Annotated in this window: 23 protein-coding genes; 17 read left to right on the plus strand and 6 right to left on the minus strand. The window is 50.8% G+C overall.

All coding sequences use genetic code 11. The features are described 5' to 3' along the window. Positions 1-15: 15 nt before the first annotated feature. Together LKD71_RS11175 and LKD71_RS11180 are read right to left on the minus strand one after the other, a co-directional pair. Entirely contained in the window at positions 16-429 is a 414-nt protein-coding gene (locus tag LKD71_RS11175; RefSeq protein WP_178045055.1) for an ATP synthase subunit I, read from the minus strand. A gap of 17 nt (positions 430-446) precedes the next feature. Continuing rightward, positions 447-716 (minus strand): AtpZ/AtpI family protein, encoded by a 270-nt coding sequence (locus LKD71_RS11180; protein WP_178045054.1) that lies wholly within the window; start codon positions 714-716, stop codon positions 447-449. 468 nt (positions 717-1,184) lie between these two features. Between LKD71_RS11180 and LKD71_RS11185 the strand changes: the two genes are divergently transcribed. From LKD71_RS11185 to LKD71_RS11215, 7 genes are all read left to right on the plus strand, one after another. Next, on the plus strand, positions 1,185-2,198 hold the full coding sequence (locus LKD71_RS11185) for a M42 family metallopeptidase (RefSeq protein WP_227615465.1): 1,014 nt from the start codon (positions 1,185-1,187) through the stop codon (positions 2,196-2,198). A 20-nt stretch (positions 2,199-2,218) separates the two neighbouring features. Next, positions 2,219-3,721 carry an ABC transporter substrate-binding protein gene (locus LKD71_RS11190; RefSeq protein ID WP_227615466.1) on the plus strand — a complete coding sequence of 501 codons (1,503 nt, stop codon included), beginning with the start codon at positions 2,219-2,221 and terminating at the stop codon, positions 3,719-3,721. A gap of 68 nt (positions 3,722-3,789) precedes the next feature. Beyond that, positions 3,790-4,740: an ABC transporter permease gene (locus tag LKD71_RS11195; protein WP_227615467.1), complete on the plus strand. Its 951-nt coding sequence runs from the start codon at positions 3,790-3,792 to the stop codon at positions 4,738-4,740. Then, the gene (locus tag LKD71_RS11200; RefSeq protein WP_227615468.1) at positions 4,733-5,599 is read left to right on the plus strand and encodes an ABC transporter permease; all 867 of its coding nucleotides are present in this window, start codon (positions 4,733-4,735) and stop codon (positions 5,597-5,599) included. The genes LKD71_RS11195 and LKD71_RS11200 overlap by 8 nt, the downstream gene beginning before the upstream one ends. Before the next feature lie 13 nt (positions 5,600-5,612). Then, positions 5,613-6,602, plus strand: a complete 990-nt coding sequence (locus LKD71_RS11205) for an ABC transporter ATP-binding protein (RefSeq protein WP_227615469.1) — start codon at positions 5,613-5,615, stop codon at positions 6,600-6,602. Continuing rightward, on the plus strand, positions 6,602-7,561 hold the full coding sequence (locus LKD71_RS11210) for an ABC transporter ATP-binding protein (protein ID WP_227615470.1): 960 nt from the start codon (positions 6,602-6,604) through the stop codon (positions 7,559-7,561). The genes LKD71_RS11205 and LKD71_RS11210 overlap by 1 nt, the downstream gene beginning before the upstream one ends. Positions 7,562-7,810: 249 nt before the next feature. Beyond that, the gene (locus LKD71_RS11215) at positions 7,811-10,174 is read left to right on the plus strand and encodes an FAD-dependent oxidoreductase (RefSeq protein WP_227615471.1); all 2,364 of its coding nucleotides are present in this window, start codon (positions 7,811-7,813) and stop codon (positions 10,172-10,174) included. A gap of 50 nt (positions 10,175-10,224) precedes the next feature. Here LKD71_RS11215 and LKD71_RS11220 read toward each other — a convergent pair whose 3' ends face one another. Together LKD71_RS11220 and LKD71_RS11225 are read right to left on the minus strand one after the other, a co-directional pair. Continuing rightward, on the minus strand, positions 10,225-10,788 hold the full coding sequence (locus LKD71_RS11220; RefSeq protein ID WP_227615472.1) for a manganese efflux pump: 564 nt from the start codon (positions 10,786-10,788) through the stop codon (positions 10,225-10,227). A 207-nt stretch (positions 10,789-10,995) separates the two neighbouring features. Then, complete coding sequence (locus LKD71_RS11225; protein WP_227615473.1) at positions 10,996-11,550, minus strand: TetR family transcriptional regulator; 555 nt, start codon at positions 11,548-11,550, stop codon at positions 10,996-10,998. A gap of 212 nt (positions 11,551-11,762) precedes the next feature. On the opposite strand from LKD71_RS11225, the gene LKD71_RS11230 reads away from it, so the two are divergent. Continuing rightward, on the plus strand, positions 11,763-13,142 hold the full coding sequence (locus LKD71_RS11230; RefSeq protein WP_227615474.1) for a radical SAM protein: 1,380 nt from the start codon (positions 11,763-11,765) through the stop codon (positions 13,140-13,142). A gap of 49 nt (positions 13,143-13,191) precedes the next feature. Here the strand turns inward: LKD71_RS11230 and LKD71_RS11235 are convergent, their stop codons facing one another. Continuing rightward, complete coding sequence (locus LKD71_RS11235; RefSeq protein WP_227615475.1) at positions 13,192-14,253, minus strand: acyltransferase family protein; 1,062 nt, start codon at positions 14,251-14,253, stop codon at positions 13,192-13,194. A 245-nt stretch (positions 14,254-14,498) separates the two neighbouring features. Beyond that, entirely contained in the window at positions 14,499-15,653 is a 1,155-nt protein-coding gene (locus LKD71_RS11240) for a glycerate kinase family protein (RefSeq protein WP_227615476.1), read from the minus strand. A 144-nt stretch (positions 15,654-15,797) separates the two neighbouring features. On the opposite strand from LKD71_RS11240, the gene LKD71_RS11245 reads away from it, so the two are divergent. The 9 genes from LKD71_RS11245 to LKD71_RS11280 all read left to right on the plus strand — a co-directional run bounded on the left by LKD71_RS11245 (position 15,798) and on the right by LKD71_RS11280 (position 22,330). Then, positions 15,798-16,325 carry a spore maturation protein gene (locus LKD71_RS11245; RefSeq protein WP_227615477.1) on the plus strand — a complete coding sequence of 176 codons (528 nt, stop codon included), beginning with the start codon at positions 15,798-15,800 and terminating at the stop codon, positions 16,323-16,325. Between the two features lie 108 nt (positions 16,326-16,433). Beyond that, positions 16,434-16,784, plus strand: a complete 351-nt coding sequence (locus LKD71_RS11250; RefSeq protein ID WP_227615478.1) for a nucleotidyltransferase domain-containing protein — start codon at positions 16,434-16,436, stop codon at positions 16,782-16,784. Further along, positions 16,774-17,028, plus strand: a complete 255-nt coding sequence (locus tag LKD71_RS18165) for a HEPN domain-containing protein (RefSeq protein ID WP_255632987.1) — start codon at positions 16,774-16,776, stop codon at positions 17,026-17,028. Before LKD71_RS11250 ends, LKD71_RS18165 begins: the two co-directional genes overlap by 11 nt. A gap of 17 nt (positions 17,029-17,045) precedes the next feature. Further along, on the plus strand, positions 17,046-17,168 hold the full coding sequence (locus LKD71_RS18170; protein WP_331466449.1) for a hypothetical protein: 123 nt from the start codon (positions 17,046-17,048) through the stop codon (positions 17,166-17,168). A gap of 215 nt (positions 17,169-17,383) precedes the next feature. Next, positions 17,384-17,467: a hypothetical protein gene (locus LKD71_RS18710; protein WP_255632990.1), complete on the plus strand. Its 84-nt coding sequence runs from the start codon at positions 17,384-17,386 to the stop codon at positions 17,465-17,467. Further along, positions 17,467-17,634 carry a hypothetical protein gene (locus LKD71_RS11265; protein WP_227615479.1) on the plus strand — a complete coding sequence of 56 codons (168 nt, stop codon included), beginning with the start codon at positions 17,467-17,469 and terminating at the stop codon, positions 17,632-17,634. The genes LKD71_RS18710 and LKD71_RS11265 overlap by 1 nt, the downstream gene beginning before the upstream one ends. A 28-nt stretch (positions 17,635-17,662) precedes the next feature. Beyond that, complete coding sequence (locus tag LKD71_RS11270) at positions 17,663-19,318, plus strand: alpha-glucosidase (RefSeq protein ID WP_227615480.1); 1,656 nt, start codon at positions 17,663-17,665, stop codon at positions 19,316-19,318. 114 nt (positions 19,319-19,432) lie between these two features. Next, complete coding sequence (locus tag LKD71_RS11275; protein ID WP_227615481.1) at positions 19,433-20,410, plus strand: S66 family peptidase; 978 nt, start codon at positions 19,433-19,435, stop codon at positions 20,408-20,410. Between the two features lie 228 nt (positions 20,411-20,638). Continuing rightward, on the plus strand, positions 20,639-22,330 hold the full coding sequence (locus LKD71_RS11280; RefSeq protein ID WP_227615482.1) for a glycoside hydrolase family 5 protein: 1,692 nt from the start codon (positions 20,639-20,641) through the stop codon (positions 22,328-22,330). Positions 22,331-22,380: the final 50 nt, after the last annotated feature.

Genomic DNA, 22,380 nt, shown 5'->3' on the forward strand with positions numbered 1-22,380 from the left:
TTTCACCTCCGTTCCTCATTCTTTATGAATCAATCCCATGAGCTTGATCCCGAAACTCGGGAACAACAGGGGAAGAATTCCGGCAGCAAACTGAAAACAGGGAGCTGCAATGGCGACGACAACCCAGGCCATCTGGAGAAGGGTCCGGCGGGAATAGCTGGCCTTCATGCGGAGCCTTGCGTTGTCTTCATTTGCCTCGGAGGCAACCTTCTGTACGGTGACGCCCATGAGGAAGAAATTCAGGACAGCGATGAGGCCGCCTAAGAATCCACCCAGGATTACCGTGTAGTCAAAGGGGACTTTTTCCGGCATGCATGCGTGGAGAATCACAAAAACGATCCACATGACGACGACACCTGAAAAAGTGAAGATCCCGACGCGCTTTGTCTCTTTTTTGATGGCAGGCGCAAGGTCTTTGAACAGGTTCATAAACTCACTCCCTTCTTTTAATGATGATTGTTAAAAGAAATATGCTGTTTGGTCTTTTTCCGTTCCTTCTTCTGATGGCTGGTGACGGAGAGATAAAGTTTGTAGGCTACCATGGCCGAACCGCCGAGCCCGAAGAAAAAGCCGGGGATGTAAACCCAGGAGCCGAGATTGAATTTTTCCGTCAGCCACCAGGAAAGGGCCAGACACAGAAGAAGCGGGGTAATAAAAGAAAGGCCGAACTGCGTTAGTATGGTCAGGTTTTTCAGGATATCCGCCCAGTTTTTCATTATATTTCCCCCGTTTCTGCGATAATAAACACCAATAACTAGAGTCTATCATAGCATATTTGAAAATACAATCCACTGCATAATAAACATTTTATTAAAAAAATCACAAAGAAGTGAAAAAAACGTAATAAATAGCGGGAAATCCATATGAAATAGGATGGAAAAAGTCAATATACGAGAATCTTCCTATTAAAAATATTCAGAGCCGCACCTCGATTCCGCTGCGTTTCATCCCGTTGTGGCTTTTCGACAAATAGATTTCTAGTCGAAAGTGTTCGTTCATGCAAGCATGACTCACACTTTTTCCTGAAAATCTGCCTGGCTCTGAATATTTACAAACTGAGTCTTGCAAACTATATGAAAAAATGGTAAAATTTTATAAATTTTTGGCTCGCACTTTCACAATTTAAAGTTTTACACTTTCTTGCGATAAAGAGCAGCCCGGAAGAATGAAAAGAGGAAGTAATCATGAGAGAAGAAGGCTTACTGAAAAAACTGGTCGCCGCTCATGGCGTTTCCGGTTTCGAGAAAAATGTCCGGAAGATCATTGAGGAGGAAGCTGCTCCTTATGCGGATGAGATGACAGTGGATGCCATTGGAAACCTCATCGTCCTGAAAAAAGGAACGGACGGGGAAAATAAAAAGAAGCTGATGTTTGCGGCCCATATGGACGAGATCGGCTTCATGGTAAAAAAGATCGAGGCGGACGGACGTCTGAAGGTCTGCAACATGGGCTGGAACTGGGCAGGTTCCGCTTATAATGAGAGAGTCGAGTTCCAGAACGGTGTCAACGGCGTGGTTGGCTGCGAGGGCTGGATCGAGGATGCAAAAAACGATGTGGGCAAGCTCTTCATCGATATCGGAGCCACCTCTGCGGAGGATGCGGCAAAACATGTAAAACTCGGCGATGTGTGTGGTTATTTCGGTCCCTGGATCGACCTTCAGAACGACCGGGTAAGCTCCCGCTCCCTGGATGACCGTATCGGCTGCTATCAGCTTCTGGAAGCCCTGAAAGAGAACGACGGTACTTATCCCAATGATGTCTACTATGTATTCACCGTTCAGGAGGAAGTCGGCTGCCGCGGTTCCAAAGTGACTGCAGCCCGGATTCAGCCGGATTTCGGTTTCGCTGTGGATATCACACCGGCTCACGATTACCCCTGCGACCTGCAGGGAAGCAACACCGTGGACGGCGGCATCGGCATCAAGATCTGTGATCCTTCTGTTGTCTGCGATCCGGATCTCGCAGCTGCTATGGAGGAGTGCTGCGAGAGAGACGGCATCAAATATCAGAGAGAGGTCATCGACAAGGGCGGCACTGACGCTTCCAGCATGAACCTTTCCAACTGGGGCGTAAAGGTCAGCGGTATCGTTACCGTGGTCCGTTATCCCCATGCTCAGTGTTCCGTGGCATCGAAAAAAGATATCGAGGCAGGCGTGGATCTTATGAAGGCCATTTCTGCTTATGAATTTAAGGATTGAGAAAAAAGGAGGAAGTTATTATGAAAAAAGCAACAGCTTTTCTGGCAGCAGCAGTAATGATGGCATCCCTGGCCGGCGGAGCACTCTCCGTTCAGGCAGCAGCCAAGACCGACCTTACCATCGCTGTAGACGCGGACGTGGATACCTTACATTCTACCGATTACAGCACCACCGTGGAGCATGACATTTTAAGCCAGATCTACGACACTCTGATGTACATGAACCCCGACGGAAGCCATGATCCGGAGCCGAGAATCGCAGAATCCTACGAGATCAGCGACGACGGACTGGATTACACCTTCCATCTGAGAAACGATGTGACCTTCCACAACGGTACACCGCTGACTGCCAAAGACGTAAAATTCTCCCTGGAGCTCTGCAAGGACTCCGAGTATCAGGGTTCCATGGTGACAGGCCTTGACAGCGTGGAAACACCGGATGATTACACCGTTGTCTGCCATTTGAGCAATCCGTATTCCCCGTTTATGCTGGGCGTGTGTCAGGTAAACATCGCTTCCAAAGATTATTATGACAGCTCCGCAGATGAGTTTGCCACCAATCCCGTAGGAAGCGGCCCGTACAAATATACCGGCAGAAGCAAAGGAAGCAACGTAACTCTGGAAGCCTATGACGGCTATTACAGAGGCGAAGCTCCGATCAAGGAAGTGACCTTTGAGGTGATTCCGGATCAGTCCACCACTGCCATCGCCCTGCAGACCGGCGAGGTGAACTTTGCAACCATCGAGTCCTCCACCATTGCACAGCTTTCCGCAAACCCGAATATCGAGATCGCAGAGGTAGCAAACTCCGGTTTCACCTATGTATCCATGAATACCGAGAAAGAGCCCTTCAACGATGTGAAGGTTCGTCAGGCCATCAACTACGCCATCAACCGCGAGAACCTGGTTCAGGTCTGCTACGACGGCGAGGCCGAGGTGAACTCGAATATCTGCTCCAAAGACCGTTTCGGTTACTCTGACGACCAGTTCCAGTACACCTACGATCCGGAAAAAGCAAAAGAGCTTCTAGCTGAGGCCGGCATCGAGACTCCTTACGACCTGGGCGAGATGCTGGTAGCTGAGAAATATTCCAATATCGCTACCGTTCTTCAGAGCGATCTGGCAGCTGTCGGACTGAACGTGACCATCGCAGTCAAAGAGTTCAACTCCTACATCGGCGACCTGACCAGCGGAAACTACGGCATCACCGCTCTTGAGATGACACTGGACGGCGATACCCAGATGCTTGAGATGGCATTTACCAGCGATTACATCGGAACAGCAAATAACGCCCGTTACAGTGATGCAACCATGGACGAGCTCTTCGAGAAGACCAGAACCGAGACCGACACCGATGCGAGAAAAGAGCTCTTCGACGAGATCCTTACCAAAGCGCAGGATGAAGCGATCTACGCCGTGATCGACAACCCGCTGACCCTGTTCGCTTACAACACCGATCTGAACTGCCCGGAGTTCCCCTACGAAGGAATCTACTCCATCTACGATTTTACCTGGGCTGAGTAATTACATAGCAAGGCAGGCGCTGTCAAAATGAACAGCGCCTTTCTTCGTTTAAAAAGGAGAGCACTTTTATGCACAAATATGTTATCAAACGTCTTCTCTACATGATTCCGGTGCTTCTGGGCGTGGCTTTTCTCGTGTTCACGATCCTTTCCCTGACGCCGGGTGATCCGGGTTCCATCATCCTCGGAATCACGGCAAAACCGGAAGACATTGCGGCGCTGAACGCAGAGTTCGGCTATGACCAGCCGTTCCTGGTCCGTTTTTTTAATTACATCGGCGATATCATTTTCCATTTCAGTCTGGGAACCTCCTATCAGACCCGCCAGCCGGTGATTGAGGATATCATGGCGCGTTTCCCGAATACCCTTCTTCTGACGGTCTTCTCCATGTCCATCGCCTCCATCCTGGGTATTTCTTTAGGAATCCTTTCCGCTGTCAAACAGTATTCCGTTCTGGACCACACGCTGGTGGTGGTGGCTCTGATTTTTGCCTCCATCCCCGGTTTCTGGCTCGGACTTATGCTGATGCTTTTATTCTCCCTGAAGCTTCACTGGCTGCCCTCCTACGGCGCAGGAAGCCTGAAACACTTTATTCTGCCGACGCTCACGGTCTGTATGGGTTCGGCCGCGGGCCTTTTAAGGCTGACCCGGTCGGCCATGCTGGAGACGGTCCGTCAGGAGTACATCCGCACCGCAAAGGCAAAGGGAGCTTCACCGAAGCGCATCATCTGGAAGCATGCCCTTCGTAACGCCCTTCTTCCCGTGGTGACGACCCTCGGAACCAGCTTCGGCGCTTCCCTTGGCGGCGCCATTATCGCGGAGACCGTTTTTGCCATGCCCGGTATGGGAACCCTGATCACCACAGCGATCCGTCAGAAGGATATTCCGGTGGTTATGGGCGCAACGTTGTTCCTCGCGACCCTTTTCAGCCTGATCATCCTCGTCGTGGATGTGCTCTACGCCTTCATCGATCCCAGAATCAAGGCAAAATACCAGAATGGAGGAAAAGTCCGTGAATAGAAAAAGAGCGAAAAAGCACGCCCAGTTAAAAGAATTCTGGCGGCGTTACAAAAAGAATAAAGCGGCGGTTGTCGGACTTGTGCTCCTCTGCATCATCGTGGGAATGGCTGTTTTTGCCGATCTCATCGTCCCCTACGCAAAATGTGTCGAGCAGGTGGGAGCCGACCGTCTACAGTGGCCGAGCGTCGCGCACTGGTTCGGAACCGACGAGTTCGGACGTGACGTTTTTGCCCGTGTGGTACACGGAGCGAGATATTCCCTCTTCATTGGCGTGGCGACGAGTCTCATGGCTCTGGTGGCAGGAGCGATCCTGGGAGCCAGCGCCGGCTATTTCGGCGGCATGGTGGACAACGTGATCTGCCGAATCATCGACGTTTTCATGTGCGTACCGCCAATCCTGCTTTCCCTGGCTGTTGTGGCAGCCCTCGGAACCAGCATGAGAAATCTGATCATCGCAATCACGATCTCCTGTATTCCCGGAAACGTCCGGCTGATCCGTTCCGTGGTGCTCACCGTAGCGGATCAGGACTATGTGGAGGTGGCCCGGTCTTACGGCGCTTCCAACGCGCGGATCATTTTCCGGTATGTGCTTCCCAACGCCATGGGCCCGATCATCGTAAATACGACCATGGCAATCTCTGACATGATCCTGTCTGCGGCAGGCTTAAGCTTCATCGGCATGGGAATCCAGCCGCCTTCACCGGAGTGGGGCGCGCTTCTTTCCGCAGCGCAGACGTACATTTTTACATCACCTTACCTTCTGGCCTTTCCGGGCGTGTTCATCATCTTGAGTTCCCTTTCCTTTAACCTGGTGGGAGACGGACTGACGGACGCTCTGGATCCGAAGCTGAAGGATTGACGGGGAGGACATTATGGGAAAAAAAGTTTTGGATGTTAAAAATCTGACCATACAGTACCGGACGGACCTGGAGACGGTCCATGCGGTGAACGGGATCAGTTTTTCCCTGGAAAAAGGGGAAACCCTGGGGCTGGTGGGAGAGACCGGTGCGGGGAAAACGACGACAGCTCTCGGTATCATGGGCCTTCTGCCCGAGCGTACCGCTGTGATTCCGGAGGGAAGCATTGAATTTGAGGGCACCGACCTTTTAAAGCTCTCCGAGCAGGAGATGCAGAAGGTCCGTGGAAGCCAGATCTCCATGATTTTTCAGGACCCGATGACGGCCTTAAACCCGGTGCTGCCCGTGGGAAAACAGATCGGCGAGGCGCTTTTCCTTCACAATGAGGAAAATTTGAGCAAGGACGAGATCGAGAAAAAAGTTGAGGAGACGCTGGAACTCGTGGGAATCCCAAAAGCGAGAAAGGTGGAGTACCCCTATCAGTTTTCCGGCGGTATGAGACAGCGCGTGGTTATCGCCATCGCCCTGGTCTGTAACCCCGCTCTTCTGATCGCCGACGAGCCCACGACGGCTCTGGATGTGACGATTCAGGCACAGATCCTCACGATGATCTGCAACCTTCAAAGAAAATATGGAACCTCCGTTATCATGATCACCCACGACCTGGGCGTTGTGGCGGAGACTTGCGATAAAGTGGCGATCATGTATGCCGGTGAGGCCGTGGAGTACGGAACACTGGCGGACATTTTCACCGGGGAAAATCATCACCCCTACACGGTCGGCCTTTTCGGCTCGATTCCGAGTCTTACCGAGGAGAGCAAGCGGCTGCACCCCATCGAGGGCCTGATGCCGGATCCTACAGAAAAGCCCGCGGGCTGCTGGTTCGCTCCGAGATGCCGTCACTGTACGGAGAAATGCAAGAAGCAGGTGCCGCCTGTCTATGAGAAAAACGGTCATCAAATCCGCTGCCATCTGTTTGGCGGGGAAGAAAGGAAGGTGCGGTGATGGAAGAGAAGCTTCTTGAGGTCAGACACCTGAAAAAATATTTCCACACACCTGCGGGACTTCTCCATGCGGTGGACGATGTGGATTTCAGTATCCCGAAGGGAAAGACGATGGGCGTGGTGGGAGAGTCCGGCTGCGGAAAATCCACGTTGGGACGGTCTCTTCTCTGCCTGGAACCTCCCACAGCCGGGGAGATCCTTTTTGAGGGAAAAAATATTGCGGCTCTTTCCAAGCGGGAAATGAAGAAGGTTCGGCCAAAGATCCAGATGGTCTTCCAGGACCCCTATTCGAGCCTGAACGGCCGTATGACGGTCCGGCAGCTGATTGCGGAGCCTCTGCTGGTCAATAAGATCTGCAAAAATCGAGCCGAGGTTGATAAGAAGGTCGATGAGATGATGGAGACCGTGGGCCTTGCCAGGCGTCTCGATATGGCTTATCCCCACGAGCTGGACGGCGGCCGCCGCCAGAGAATCGGCATCGCCCGGGCTCTGATTCTGAATCCGGAGTTTGTGGTCTGTGACGAGCCGGTTTCTGCGCTGGATGTTTCGATTCAGGCGCAGATCCTGAATCTTCTGATGGATCTTCAGGAGAGCATGAATCTTACTTATATGTTTATCACCCATGACCTTTCTGTGGTGCGTCATATTTCCAATGAGATTATGGTTATGTATCTTGGAAAGTGTGTGGAGCGGGCGGAGGCGAAGGAGATTTTCCGGAATCCGGTCCATCCGTACACGAAGGCGCTTCTGGCGGCAATTCCGATTCCGAGTATCGAGTCCTGTCACAAGAAGAGGGAACTTCTGCAGGGTGAGGTTACGAGCCCTGTGAATCCGAAGCCGGGATGCCGGTTTGCGGTGAGGTGTCCGTTTGCGACGGATGAGTGCCGGAAGGGAGATATTCCTCTCCGGGAGGTTGCACCGGGGCATTTTGCGGCTTGTTGCCGGGCGGAGGAAATATAAATAAAGTGGCTTCGAGGACGCCCCGCGCGCCGGTTTCCAATCTGGTTTCAGTTGCGGCGGGGCAAACCAAGAATTTCTGCCTCGCCTCCACATGAAAACCTGATTGGAGACCGGGACGCGGGGCTGTATTGCGAAGCCGGGAAGTTTGGGTTGTGGAAAGTGGTAATTCTGTGGAAGGTGTGGATAACTTTTCTTAAAAAGCGGTTGCCTGTGGAAAATGTTTGAATGAAATAAGGAGAAAAATGCGATATGAAGCATAGAGAATACAGCTGGCCTTATGGGAATGAGGTGGGCCAGGAGGAGATCATCAGGAGTGATGTGCTGGTGCTGGGCGGCGGCCTTTCGGGGTGTTTTGCAGCGATTGCGGCGGCCAGGAAGGGGCTTTCGGTTGTCGTTGTGGAGAAGGGCGCGGCGGAGAAGAGTGGCGCGGCGGGAACTGGTTTTGACCACTGGGAGTCTGCCTGTACAAACCCCTGCTCCGAGGTGACACCGGAGGAGATCGCTAACGCTTACGTCCGGGAGCAGGACTGGTACAGCAACGGTATCGCCCATTATATTGAGTGCCGGGAGGGTTACGACCGTCTCCTGGATCTGGAGTCTTTCGGTGGAAAGATCCGCGATACGGAGGGCGAGTTTGAGGGCGCGGAGTTCCGGGATGAGAAGACCGGCCTCATGTTTGCCTATGATTACAAGAATAAATTTACGCTCCGTGTCTGGGGAACCACGTTTAAGCCGGCTCTGGTAAAGGAGATGAAGCGGCTTGGTATCCGTGTCTGTGATCGGACCGAGGCGACGGCCCTGCTTCTTGACAAGACCGGGAAAAAGGGTATCGGAGCTATGGGTATGAATACCCGGACCGGAAAATTTATGATTTGCCAGGCGAAGACTACGGTGCTTGCCATGTCCCGTCCGGCGCGAGTCTGGCTGTTTGACCCGGATCTTACGGGGCTTTGTGAGTTCCGTCCCATGCAAAGCATCGGAAGCGGCCATGCCATGGGCTGGAGAGCCGGCATGGAGTTTACAATGATGGAGAAAACGGTTCGGGCGGAGTTTTCCGCAGCTGGAAGGAGTTTCCCTCCTTACGGAGCCGGAAACAACCACAACACCTGGTATGCGGCCACGATGGTGGACGCGAGAGGCGTGGAGATTCCTTATGTGGACCGCGACGGAAAGGAGCTCAAGACCGTCTCCGAGCGTTATTACCCGGCGGAGGGACAGAAGTTCTTCCTCAAGGGTGGCGTTATCGACAACCCGAAATATGAGTACCGCGGACCGGAAACGCTGGATTTCGGCGAGCTTATGAAGCGGGGCTATGAGCTTCCCTTTTATGCGGACTTAAGCCGGATGCCGGACAATGAGCGCCGGGTAATCTGGGGCATGATGGTGGGCCAGGAGGCCAAGACCAATGTGCCGATTTACAAAAACTACAACGACCGCGGTTTCGACCCGGCCAAACATATGCTCCAGAGCTACGGAACCGGCTGGCAGTCCGCCAACTTCCTGGATCAGGAGCGCCAGTTCTTCGGAGCTCCAGGAGGAATCCTGCACAACTGGGATCTGATGACAAACATCGAGAACGTTTACGCCGCAGGCGATCAGCTTTACGCCTCCGACTGTGCGGGGTTTGCCTGTGCGACCGGCTATTACGCAGGCCGTAAGGCAGCGAAAGCCGCTCTTACTACTGACTGGACCGCCTACGATCCCGAGGATGTGAAAAAAGAGCAGCAGCGTCTCTACGCCCCGCTTTCTGTGGATCCGGACGAGGGTATGACCTGGAAGGAACTGAACATGGCCATCGCCAAAGCCATGCAGAACTACTGCGGCGGCGTGAAATGTGACGCTCTTCTCATGGAAGGCCTGGATCTTCTGACCACCTTTGAAAAAGAGATGGTGCCGAAGCTCTCCTGCCAGAACCCCCACGAGCTTATGCGCGCCCACGAGGTACTGGATATCCTCACCGTGGCGAAGATGGTGCTCTACGCGAGCCTGGCCCGGAAATCAAGCTCCGCGCCCCTCTGCTTTACCAGAAGCGATTACCCCGAGATGGACCCGGAGAAGGATCGTCACCATATCGCGATCCATCAGGAAAACGGCGAGGTCAAGGTGAGAAATGTGCCGCTGAATTTCTTCGGCGAGCTGAAGACCGAGTATGAGAAACGAAATCAGGATTATATCGAAGAACTGAAGAGCCGGAACGAGGTTCTGGAAAAAGACGCGGAAAAAGTGCTGGAGAACGGCCTCAGGAAGCTGAGTGCCAAAGGCTGGGAAGGCGCCGGTTATGAGAAAGCCAAAGCTCTGACAGAAGATACTACTGCCCCGGCAGAGGGAACCGCTCCCACAGCCTTCGAGCTGGAGGAGACGCCCTGCAGCGTCCGTCCCATCGTTTACCATCCGGACAAATGCATCGGCTGCAACCGCTGTGCCTCCGTCTGCCAGTGCGACGTCCTTTATCCCTCCCCGGAGAAAGGAAAACATCCGGTAGTCATGTATCCCGGCGAGTGCTATTACTGCGGAGCCTGCGTCATGGTCTGCCCGAAAGACGCCATCGAGCTGGTTCACCCGCTGATGAACCGCGCGAAATTTGTACCGACAAGAAAACCGGAAGAAGCATAAAAAAATACCGGGAAAGTGACATCTCAGATCACTTTCCCGGTATTTTTTTCTTAAAGGAAGACCGCCCGGCACACCAGACAGAGCAGGAGAACTCCGTCGATGGAGCAGAGGACTTTTTCGCTGCGGACCCCGTTCCAGTAGCCGAAGGAGAAACCACCCACAGCAGCGAGGAAACCTAAGGACACCACCCAGAAGAAAGACAGGATGGAACTGTAGTAATACATGGTCATGCCGAGGAGCAGGGCTTCCGCGCTGGTCCGGAAGGAGAGCGCAGCACACTGCTTCAGACTTAAGGGAGAGGATTTCCGCTCATCCGGAAAGTCTGTTTTCCGCAGCCGTGCGAAAAGCTTGTAACCAATCCAGATCAGGAGAATCACATAAACCGTTTTGTAGATGCGCTCCAGGGCGGCAATGTGAAGATACTGCTTGATCCACCAGGTCAGGAGGATTCCGCAGGTCTGCATACAGATCTGGACGCCCAGAAAAATTGCTCCCAGGGCGAAGATTTTTTTCTTTCTGAGACCGCCCTGAGTGGCCCCGGTTTCCATCATGACGACGAAAATATGAAGAGCGATTCCCACACCCACGAGAACGCTCCATATAATAACTGACAAAAACAGCACCCCCTAATGATTTGTGTTATTTTTCTTTATTATGAACGATAAAGAAAAACAGGGACAGCATTAAAACAGGGAAAATGTCGTGAGGCTATGACAAAATGAAGAAAATGTCATAGGGACAGATGACAAAGCCCAAAAAGTGAAACTTTTCTTTTTTTCAATCTTTTGTAAAATAAAACTGCATGAGGAAACAAATGGTTTTTACCTGGAGAGAAGATCGCCCAGAGAATTGGAAACGAGCAGTTCGTAAATTTCCATGATCTGATCCACGGGAATTTCCGGTGATTCGATCAGCCATTTGGTAAGTACAAAAAGAAAAATATTAATATAATATTCGGTGATATTTTCCGCAGTCAGAAACGGATGCTTCGGTTTTGGAACCTTTTCTTCGATAATGGGAAGAAGAAAATCGTGCATGCTTCCTGCCAGGATATCCCGGAAGGAGTTCTGGGAAGAGCGCATGATCTCCCGCCGGTAAAATTCAGAGTCTTTCTGGATGGTGACGATCATAAAATGAAAAGCCTCCTTTACCAGGCCGCTCTGAAGAAACGGCCGCATGGGCTCCAGAACTTCATGAGTAAAAATATATTCGACAACTTCGTACTTATCCTGAAAATAATTATAAAAAGTAGGGCGCATCAGTCCCACTTCGTCGGTGATTTCCTTAATGCGGATCCTGTCTAGGTTCTTCGTCTTCAGGAGATTTTTCAATCCCTCACAGATCAGGCGGGCAGTGGTTTCATTGTTGGATAACATAAGACCTCCCTTACAGAAATAGAGATAACAGAAGTCAGTAGTTACCAGTTTAGCATGTTTTTGTTGAAATGCAAACAGGGAGTTTTAAAGATATATTATGTTTTCCATCAAAAAACGATATTTGACATATGAGAGCTTTTTTATATGATAAAATATATTGAAAAAAATAATCGCGGAGCTTTTTCCGCAGTTTTCAGGAGGTTGAAAAGAGAATGAAAGTCATTGATGCTGTAAAGAATACTGCTTTTACTGCTGCGATCAATTCAGGGTTGAAGTATCTGGAAAAAGATCCGGAGGTCAATATACCGAAACTGATGAGTCTGGTAGACAAGGCTGCTCCGGAGGGCTGGTACGAAGGTGCCAGAAATATGATCCGTAATGCCATCGAAGAAAAAGGAAACTGGTACGATCTGATCATGAAGATCTATCAGCTGGATCCCGGCGTGAGAAAAAACTTCTTCCAGAACTTTATCGTAAACGCATCCTTAAAGGGTTCCGCCATCCATCAGGATATCATGGCAAAAGAGGACTGCAACGTTCCCTGGGCTATCCTTCTCGACCCGACTTCTGCCTGTAATCTGCACTGTACCGGCTGCTGGGCTGCTGAGTACGGTCACAAACTGAACCTGGATCTGGACACCATCGATAACATAGTAAAACAGGGTAAAAAGCTCGGTATCTACATGTACATCTACACTGGCGGAGAACCCCTGGTTCGCAAAAAAGATTTGATTACTCTCTGTGAGCGTCATCCGGACTGTGAGTTCCTTTCCTTCACCAATGGTACTCTGATCGACGAAGCGTTCTGTGAGGAGCTGCTTCGCGTGAAGAACTTCGTTCCGGCTATCAGCCTGGAAGGCTTTGAGACCGCCAACGACGGCCGCCGCGGTGAGGGTGTATATGGCAAAGTAAAACATGCCATGAAGCTTCTGAAAGATCACAAGCTGCCCTTTGGTATTTCCACCTGCTACACCAGCGCAAACTATCAGGATATCACCAGCGAGGAGTTCTTCGATATGATGATCGAGGACGGCGCTCTGTTCGCATGGTTCTTCCACTATATGCCCGTTGGAAACGATGCTGTTCCCGAGTTGATGCCGAACCCGGATCAGCGTGAGACTGTTTACCGCCGGATCAGAGAGTATCGTAAAACAAAATCCATCTTCACCATGGATTTTCAGAACGATGCCGAGTTCGTACATGGCTGCGTAGCCGGAGGCCGTTACTACCTGCACATCAATGCAGCCGGTGACGTAGACCCCTGCGTATTCATCCATTACTCCAACTGTAACATCCACGAGCACACCCTGCTGGAAGCTTTAAAGAGCCCGCTCTTCATGGCTTACCACAGAGCACAGCCTTTCAACGACAACATGTTCCAGCCCTGTCCGATGCTTGAGAACTCCGGCAGGATCACCGAGCTTGTCAAAGCTTCCGGTGCAAAATCCACTGATCCTCAGTCTCCGGAGAGCGCAGAGCATCTCTGCGGGAAGACCAAAGCCTATGCGGAAGCCTGGGCTCCCAGAGCCGAGAAACTCTGGAAAGAGCGCCAGGAAGAAATCGCCGAGAAAAAGGCAGCACAGAATAAATAAGCAAAGAAAAACCCCTGCTTCGATTTGCAAGAAGCGGGGGTTTTCTGCGTCAGGAGCGGGCCGCGGAAATCTGTTTTTTCAGAATGTTTACGATTTTGACATAAATAAAAGCCATCAGAAGGGCCATCAGAAATACGCAGATGGGCTTTGAAATATGGTAAAATGCCATCACAAAAGCTCCGGTTTCCTTATCGAGATGCACGATGGACATGACCAGCCTGGAGCAGAGGGTGACTGCAAGTCCCTGGAAGCCATAAATATACAGAGAATATTTCTTTCCGATGACAGCGAGAAGATTGTCTTTCGGAACCGTAATTTTAGGCTGATGCGTCGCGTAATATACAATAAGGAAAGAAAGCGGCATATTGAAGATAAAATTATTCCGTCCGATCGGCAGACTGGTATAAAAGGCCATACATTCTGCGAAAAGCAGCAGAACGGAGATAATGGATAAAATCAGGATATTCTGATTTGTCAGCCATTTTATGTTTAACTCAGGCATCACAAAGCCCAGGGTAAACATGGGAATTGCGGTAATCAGGAAATTTCGGCTCCAGTAATACGGCAGTGACTCCCCAAAAAAGAGGACGCTGTATCTTCCTAGTATGTAATACAAAAGTAGCAGCAGAGGGGAGACAAGGGCAAGAAGCTGGTAACCCATTTTAAAATGAGATGCTGCGGCGTAGATCAACAGACAGTAGGCATAGGCAAGCAGATACCACAAAACTCCGCTGAACAAAGGCTCGTTAAGTACAAGCAGCCGAAAAATACGGTCTTTGTTAATCGTAAGAGTCAGATCATCCGTATGAAACAGAAGATTACCCAACCGATAAAATGCAAAAATAATCACGCTGAAAAGGAGAAATTGCCATATCATTCTCAGGGCATTTTTCAAAAACCACCTGCCGCTGTTTTCCGGGTCTTTTTTTACATGCCTTGCGGCGAAATAGCCGGAAATCATAAAAAATATGGGAACACCACAGCGCCCCAGGATCGCTTCTATATAATAAAATTCGTCTCCGAGGCTTTTTGTCGCCATATGAGCCATGACAACTCCGAAGCAGGCCAGACACTTGATCGCGTCAATTAAATAGTTTCTTTCTCTTTCCAATACAAACCACCTTTCTTAAGGAATATCCACACAATGTTCCAAAGTCTCATTATATACGATACAGGCAGTAAAGAAAAGAAGAAATTTTCCCTGAAAGGAGAGGAGCGTTTATCGCTGCGGCAGCTGAGCGGCAATTTCCGGATCGTATGATAAAGGGCTGCCGTCCTTTCCGAAGGTCCTTGTACCAGAGGCGGAAAAGCCGGATCAGAAAGGAACCGTACTGCTCCGGAGTCAGGGCATAAGGCTCAGAGGGGAAAATGGCAAGGAAAGGTCTGAATCACCCGGAAAACCTGTTCCACGCTATCTTCCATATTTTTCATGGCCTGGTGGGGGGCCATGGCTTCTTCAAGACTCGTCACTGTGCGAAGAATTGGGAAAAAGGCGTCGATTCCGGCTGCATTGCAGGCGGAGGCGTCGGAGGTGACACAGCCGGAAAAAGCCAGCACCGGCTTGCAGTACTGTTTGGCGGTCTTGGCCACGCCGATGGGGGCTTTTCCGAAGACGGTCTGGCCATCCAGACGGCCCTCGCCGGTGATGACAAGATCGGCGTCTTTCACATAGTCGGCAAGGCGGGTTTCATCGAGGACGATCTGGATGCCGGATTCCAGTTTCCCATGGAGGAAGGTTAGAAAAGCAAAGCCCAGGCCTCCGGCAGCTCCGGCTCCGGGGTAAGAGGGATCTGCCGCGGGGTATTTTTCGGCTGCCAGGGCAGCGTAGCGGGCGAGCCACTGATCCATCTCCTGAATCATGGGTTTGTTGGCTCCTTTCTGGGGGCCGAAAACGGCGCTGCAGCCTTTTTCGCCGCAGAGAGGGTTGGTCACGTCGCAGGCGATGCGGAAGGTGCAGTCCTTGAGCTTCGGGAGGGCGTTTTTGTCGTTAATGGAGGCCAGGTCTTTTAAGCCCAGGGCACCGGATCGGATAGGCGTTCCGTTTTTGTCGAGCAGGGAAAAACCGAGAGCCTGGAGCATACCGGCGCCGCCGTCATTGGTGGCGCTTCCGCCAATGCCGATGATGAAGTGGCTGCAGCCTTTTTCGATGGCGTCCCGGATGACTTCGCCCACGCCATAGGTTGTGGTAAAGAGAGGATTGCGTTTGGAAGCCGGTACCAGCGTGATTCCGGCGGCACCGGACATTTCGATGATGGCAGTCTTTGTTTTTTCAATCAGGCCGTACTGGCAGAGCACCGGCTCACCTAAAGGGCCGGTGACGGAAATTTCTATCTTTTTTCCCTCGCAGGCGGCAACCAGGGCATCCACGGTTCCCTCTCCGCCGTCGGCCAGAGGCCGGACGATACACTCCGCGTCAGGAAAAACCCGCCGGACTCCGGCCGCGGCGCTGTTCCCGGCCTCCAGGGAGGTCAGGCTTCCCTTAAAAGAATCAATGGCGATAACAACTTTCATAGAATTCACTCCTCATTAAAAAATCTTTCCCCTATTATAACAAAAATTCTGAAAAAGGAACGAAACGTTTATCGGAAAACTTGCAGGCATCAATTAAAAAACGGAAGCTATATATATAAAGAGAAAATCTCCGGAGAAGTGGTTTTGAACTTTCTGGTATTTTTATCGACATATATTCTTCCGTTTTTTATTTTCTATGTGGTCGCCTACGGTCTCTTGAAAGGCCGGAACGTCTATCAGGCTTTCGTGGAGGGAGCGAAAGGCGGTTTTCACACGGCACTCGGGATCCTGCCCACGCTGGTGGGCCTTCTGGCGGCGGTGGGAGTCCTCCGGGCCTCCGGCTTTCTGGATCTGGTCTCCGGGCTTCTTAAAAATCTTCTGAAAGGCACCGGTTTCCCAGCGGAGATTCTTCCTCTGGTCATCGTCCGTCTCTTCTCCAACAGCGCCGCCACCGGCCTTGCCCTGGATCTCTTCAAAGCTCACGGCCCGGACTCCCACCAGGGTCTTCTGGCCTCCCTTTTCTTAAGCAGTACGGAGACCGTCTTCTACACCATGAGCATCTATTTTATGAGCGTCAAAATAAAAAAGACCCGCTATACCCTGCCCGGCGCACTCCTGGCAACCCTGGCGGGGATTGCGGTGAGTGTGGCGCTGGTGTCGTTTATGCAGTGACAACCTCGACGTTTTTTCCACTGAAAGCGACACCATACTTGATTGTCTTTTATTAGCGCAATAAATATAATAAGCGTAGAAATAAAAGTAAGAAAGGTGGAACAGATTATGGAGAAAATACAGGATATGGATTTAAGAAAGATGTTGCTGGAATTGGAAGAAAAGCTGCAGCGTGTATACGGAAATAAATTAAAAGCTGTTATTTTATATGGATCTGTTGCACGGGGAACCGCTACGGAAGAATCAGATATTGACATTATGGTTCTGATAGATGGAACAGCTCAGGAATTGCGAACGTTTGAAGATCAGCTGAGTGATGTTTCTGCCGATATCTCTATCAAATATTTTAAAGTTTTTTCTATTATGGATATCAGTTATCAGGAATATATGCGATGGATGAATACGTTGCCGTTTTACAAAAACGTTTCACAGGAAGGAGTAGTTTTATATGCAGCTTGATATAAAAACACTTTCTGCATATCGTTTGGATAGGGCGAAAGAAGATCTGGAGGCGGCTCGGGGAAATCACCAGTTGGGATTTTATAAAGTAGCAATCAACAGATCTTATTACGCTATCTTTCATGCAATCAGAGCAGTGAACATCTGGGATGGTTTTGATGCTTCAAAACATAGCTCGGTAATAGCACATTTAATCAATTTTATGTACATGAAGGAAAATTTGATCGTGATACCTACAAGCTGATAGACAGCGCATACCGCATCCGGGAAAAATGTGATTACTCAGATTTCTTTATAGCGTCAAAAGAAGACGCGGAAAAGCAGATAGCGAATGCAGAAGAGTTTATCAAAAGGGTTGAAAAGTTCCTTTTGGAAAATGAATAAAAAGTAGATTTTTGTGAGGGAAATCATCATGTACCTTATTTCCTCCGGTTCCTGGGATGATTACAATTTGACAGTTCAGAAAATGGCAGTTAAAATAAAAGGAGACGCGGATTTTTTCGAAAAAGCGAGGTATTTTTCTTATCTCAAAAAGTGAACAAGGGTGAAGGTAAACGAACGTCTTATTTATTGATATTGATACGCTGAGGCCGGATCATATGGGGTGCTACGGCTACTGCAGAAACACGACTCCGAACATTGATGCCATTGCAAGAGAGGGTGTCCGTTTTGACAATTATTAATGCAGCGATGCGCCCTGCCTGCCGTCGAGAGCGGCACTTTTGGAATCAAAAACGGAGTGGTTGGCCATGGAGGAACGGCGGCAGACCGTTTCCGGGAGGGAATTACAAGAGATTTTAAAGATAACCGTGATGTCTGGAAACCTACAATGAAGGGCATTGTGGAATGAATCTATGAAGAAAGTGAGATTATGTTACATGAATAGGAAATGGTGGCAGGAAGCAGTTGTTTATCAGATTTATCCGAAGAGCTTTCAGGATTCAAATGGCGACGGAATCGGTGATCTGAGAGGAATTATGAAGCGGATGGATTATCTGAAGGAGCTGGGAGTTAATACGATCTGGCTCTGCCCGATCAACGCTTCACCGATGAAAGACGGCGGATATGATATCTCCGATTATATGAAAATTGATCCGTCTTTCGGCACAAATGAAGATTTCAAAGAACTGATCGAGTGTGCGAAAAAGGCAGGGATCCGCGTGCTGATGGATCTCGTTGTCAATCACTGTTCCGATCAGCATGAATGGTTTAAACAGGCTGTGGCAGACCCGAACAGCAAGTATGCAGACTATTTTATCATTGAAGAGACAGACGGAGAGGTGCCCAACAACCTGCGCTGCTACAATGGCTACAGCGCCTGGGAGCGCATCGGCGACAGCAATCGTTTTTACTTCCATTGTTTTTCCAAGGAGCAGCCGGATCTCAACTGGGAATGTGAGGAGCTTCGGCGTGAAATCATCGATATGATGCTTTACTGGCAGAAGATGGGAGTGGCCGGTTTCCGCGTGGATGCCATCGGAAATCTCAAGAAATCTCCGAAGGTCTTTGAGCATCAGCCGCTTCCGACAGATGGAACCGACGGCATGGCTGCCATAGACCCTTATGTACTGCTGCAGGATGGGATCGAAGATTTCCTCGGAGAGCTGAAACGGGAAGTCTTTGACAAATACGATATGATGACCGTGGCAGAGGTCAGCGTTCCCGAAGACAAGGTGGAGCAGTACACAGGCGAAAATGGACTGTTTTCCATGGTCTTTGATTTTACCTATACTGATCTGGACGTCCATCGGATCAATGGTCTGGAGTGGAAACGCCCCTGGACTTATGCCGAGCTGAAAAACAGGATCATGACTTCCCAGGAAATTTTACAGAAACACAGCTGGGGAAGTCCTTACCTGGAAAATCACGACCAGTGCAGATCCGGAAACAAGTACATTCCGGCAGAGGATCTGGGATATGAGAGCAAGACCGCTCTCGGAGCCCTGTATTTCTTCCTTCGAGGAACGCCTTTTATCTATCAGGGCCAGGAACTGGGCATGGAAAATTATCCATTCGCTGATATTACGGAAATTCGTGATCCCTTTGCGATAAAGCGGTACGAGCAGGAGCTGGAACAGGGAAGAGATGTGGAAGCGGATATGGATTATTTCCGCCAGAGAGGTCGTGACAATTCCCGGATTCCCATGCAGTGGGACGCTTCCGTTTACGCCGGCTTTTCAGAGGTGGAGCCCTGGATCAATGTGCATCCGGATCATGACCAGATCAACGTAGAAGCAGAGCTGGAACAGGAGCCCAGCGTCCTTAAATTCTATAAAGAGATGATCCGGCTCCGCACGAAGAGCGAATACAGTGAGATTCTTACCTTCGGTGATTTCCGGGCAGTAGAGACAGCGGAAGATACCTTTTTCTGCTACGACCGTGTTCTGAGAGACCGGACTCTGCGCGTGATGGTCAATCTGTGCAGCCAGCCTCTGGAGCTTCCGGAAAAACTTCAAGGCGGTAAGGCGATCCTGAATAACCTGGAAACCTATTCAGGAACGAGCTTACAGCCCTATCAGGCAGTGATCTTATAAATTTTTTTCAGGCTATGGTCCTCTGGGAACAGGATCATAGCCTGTTTTTTTGCGCCCGCCCCCAAAATCTGTTATACTTATCTCCAAACAAACACAATTATGGGGGAACGTATCATGAAAAAAGGAGACAAGATCGGGATCGTGGCCTGCTCCAATGGCCTTAAGGAGAGCAGCCGCCCGGAGATGGAGCAGCTGAAAATCACATTGGAGAACTTAGGCCTCACGCCGGTTTTTTCGGAATATCTGTATGCGAAGGACGGCGCAGAGAGCGGAACGCGGCAGCAGCGGGCGGAGGCGCTGATGAAATTTTACCGGGACGAGGAGATCAAAGGGATTTTTGACGTTTCAGGCGGGGATCTGGCCAATGGGGTGCTGCCCTGGCTGGATTACGAGACGATTGCGAAGAGCGGGAAAATGTTTTGGGGCTACAGCGACCTCACCACGGTGGTAAATGCGATCACGGCGAAGACAGGAAAACCTTCCGTTCTCTACCAGATCCGGAATCTTATTTATCAGGACGGAGAGGAGCAGAAATGCAGGTTCCGGAGCTGCCTGCTCGAACAAAATCAGAGGCAGGGAATTGGAAGTACGCAAAATCAGACTCAGAAAAATAGAAGTTTACAGAGTCAATCCCTGCCAGAGAGCCTGGAGCCGGAGGAAAGCGGCTACATACAGAAAATGTCAGGTTTAGACACTCTCTTCCATTTCCCATACCATTTCCTCCAGGGCACCCACATGTCCGGCCCTCTCATCGGCGGAAACATCCGCTGCTTTCTCAAACTGGCCGGAACCGAATATTTCCCCGATCTCACCGGAAAGCTCCTCCTTCTGGAGGCCTGCGGCGGAGGCGAGCCCCAGCTTCTGACCTATTTAAGCCACTTGGAGCAGCTCGGCGCCTTCCGGAAGGTCAGCGGCATCCTTCTCGGTACTTTCACGAAGCTTGACCGGGAAAAAGGCCCGGAGCGAGTCTGGGAGCTTCTGCAAAGCTTTGTTCCGACAGAGCTTCCCGTGGCCCGGACCACTTTCATCGGCCACGGGACGGATTCACGGGCGGCGGTGATCGGAAGCAGTTATAATTTTTCAGAAAAGTAATAAAAACAACAGAAGACCACATGTGTTTCAGGACCTTCTGGCCATCGTCAGGAAGGGAAAAGGGGCGCTGAAGCTCCGGTTCAAAGGAGAAGGATTAAAAGAAACCGAGGTTCAGCTCTAAGCCAAAATCTGTTACTTTTTTGTGAGAAAAACCGACTACCATTTTCCTCAAAAAAAGGTGTATACTGATAAAAAATGGGTCTTTTCAGACTATGGGAGGGTTTCAAAATGAGTAAATTTTCAAGAGACCGCGTGAAGGGCTTCCTTCACACTGACGGCCGAAAAATGGTAAACGAAAACGGCGAAACTGTAGTCCTTCGAGGCTGGGGCGTGGGAAGCTGGATGAATCCGGAAGGCTTTATGATCGGAGGCGTGCCCCTGTTTGCCGAGGTGGGAGGCTTTAACGATTTCGCGCTGCCCAGAAGATTTGAGCGGGGCCGCACGATGGAGACCACGGTCCGGGAGCTGGCCGGAACCGCTTACGCGAAGGAATTTGCGAAAAAATGGTACCGCAGCTATCTCTCTGAGGAGGACATCAGACTCATGGCGGATATGGGTTACAACTCCGTCCGTCTGCCGGTGAGCGCCCGTCTTTTCTTGGCCGAGGAGCCTGAGATCCAGTGGATCGAGGAAGGCTTTGCCGTGCTGGAGCAGGTACTGGACTGGTGTGAAAAATATCATGTATATGCGATTCTCGATCTTCACGGAGCGCCGGGCGGCCAGTCTGCCCTGGCCTGCGACGACGGTATCGACAACCGCCCCCACATGTTTACGGAGCCGGAGAGCCGGGAGCGTGCCCTTCTGGTCTGGGAGGAGTTTGCAAAACGATACCATGACCGCTGGATCATCGGCGGATATGATCTTCTGAATGAGCCGCTGTCCGGACCGGACTGCCGGAAACTGCTGCCGGAGCTGGCGAAATTCTACGACGATGTAATTCCCAGAATCCGAAAATACGACAAGAACCATATGCTGACCCTGGAGGGAAGCGTTTTCTCCATGGATATGGATATTTTTGACCACGAGTATGATCCGGAGTGCCATAACTGGTGCATCCACATCCATTATTATGGCTTTTCACCGGAAGTCCGGACCCTGTACCGCTTCCTGGATGCGAGCCTGAAAAACAACGTGCCCATCTGGATCGGCGAGGGCGGCAGCGACCCGGTTTCCAACTCCGTTTTCTATGAGATCGCAGGCGCTTATGACATCGGTTACGCCGTCTGGTCCTGGAAACGGGCCGACGATCCGAAAGGCGACGGAAGCTCCGCTGTGACCTATCCGATCCCGGAAAAATGGGATGTGATGCGCGATTACATCCGAAATGGCGGTCCCAGACCTTCCTATAAAGAATCCCAGGAGATTCTGGACGAGATGCTGGAAAAAATGAAACCGGAATATTACACTGTTGACCGGACCTACAATTATTACAACCTCCGTCAGCCCGGCATCCGCATCCCGGCCGTCGGTTTCAATCAGGGAAGCACGAAGAGCAACGGCTGGATTTATGGAAATGCCTTTGGTTATCGTACAGAGGAGGGCATGAAGATGCCGCTTCGCCCGGACGCTATGCCGCCCCAGCATGTGGTGGTGCCCACCGGCGAACCCCTTCGGAAATCCAGTCCCTTAAAGGATCTTTGTCTGGAGCTTCGGGAGGGTGAGGCCGCAGCTTACACAATCCGCGATGTGAAAGAAACCTGCCTGGTGTCCGCGACAGTCAGAGCCCTGGGCGAAAAGGCTTCTGTTATCGTGACCTGCACAAGCGAGGAGGGTAAAAGAGAGGTTTCCGAGATTACTGTGACCGGAACGGAGACAAAGGAATATGACCTTGCAAGTCTCAGTGAAGGCGCAGAGTGGACCATCTCTCTGGAGACAAAAGAAGGAACGGTTCAGCTGGATGAGGTCATCTTCGCAAGATAGACAAAATCCATACTTAAAAACAGAGACGGCCGTGGGCCGGGGTTGGTTTT

This window comes from Fusicatenibacter faecihominis, from assembly GCF_020686945.1.
Classification (GTDB): domain Bacteria; phylum Bacillota; class Clostridia; order Lachnospirales; family Lachnospiraceae; genus Limivivens; species Limivivens faecihominis.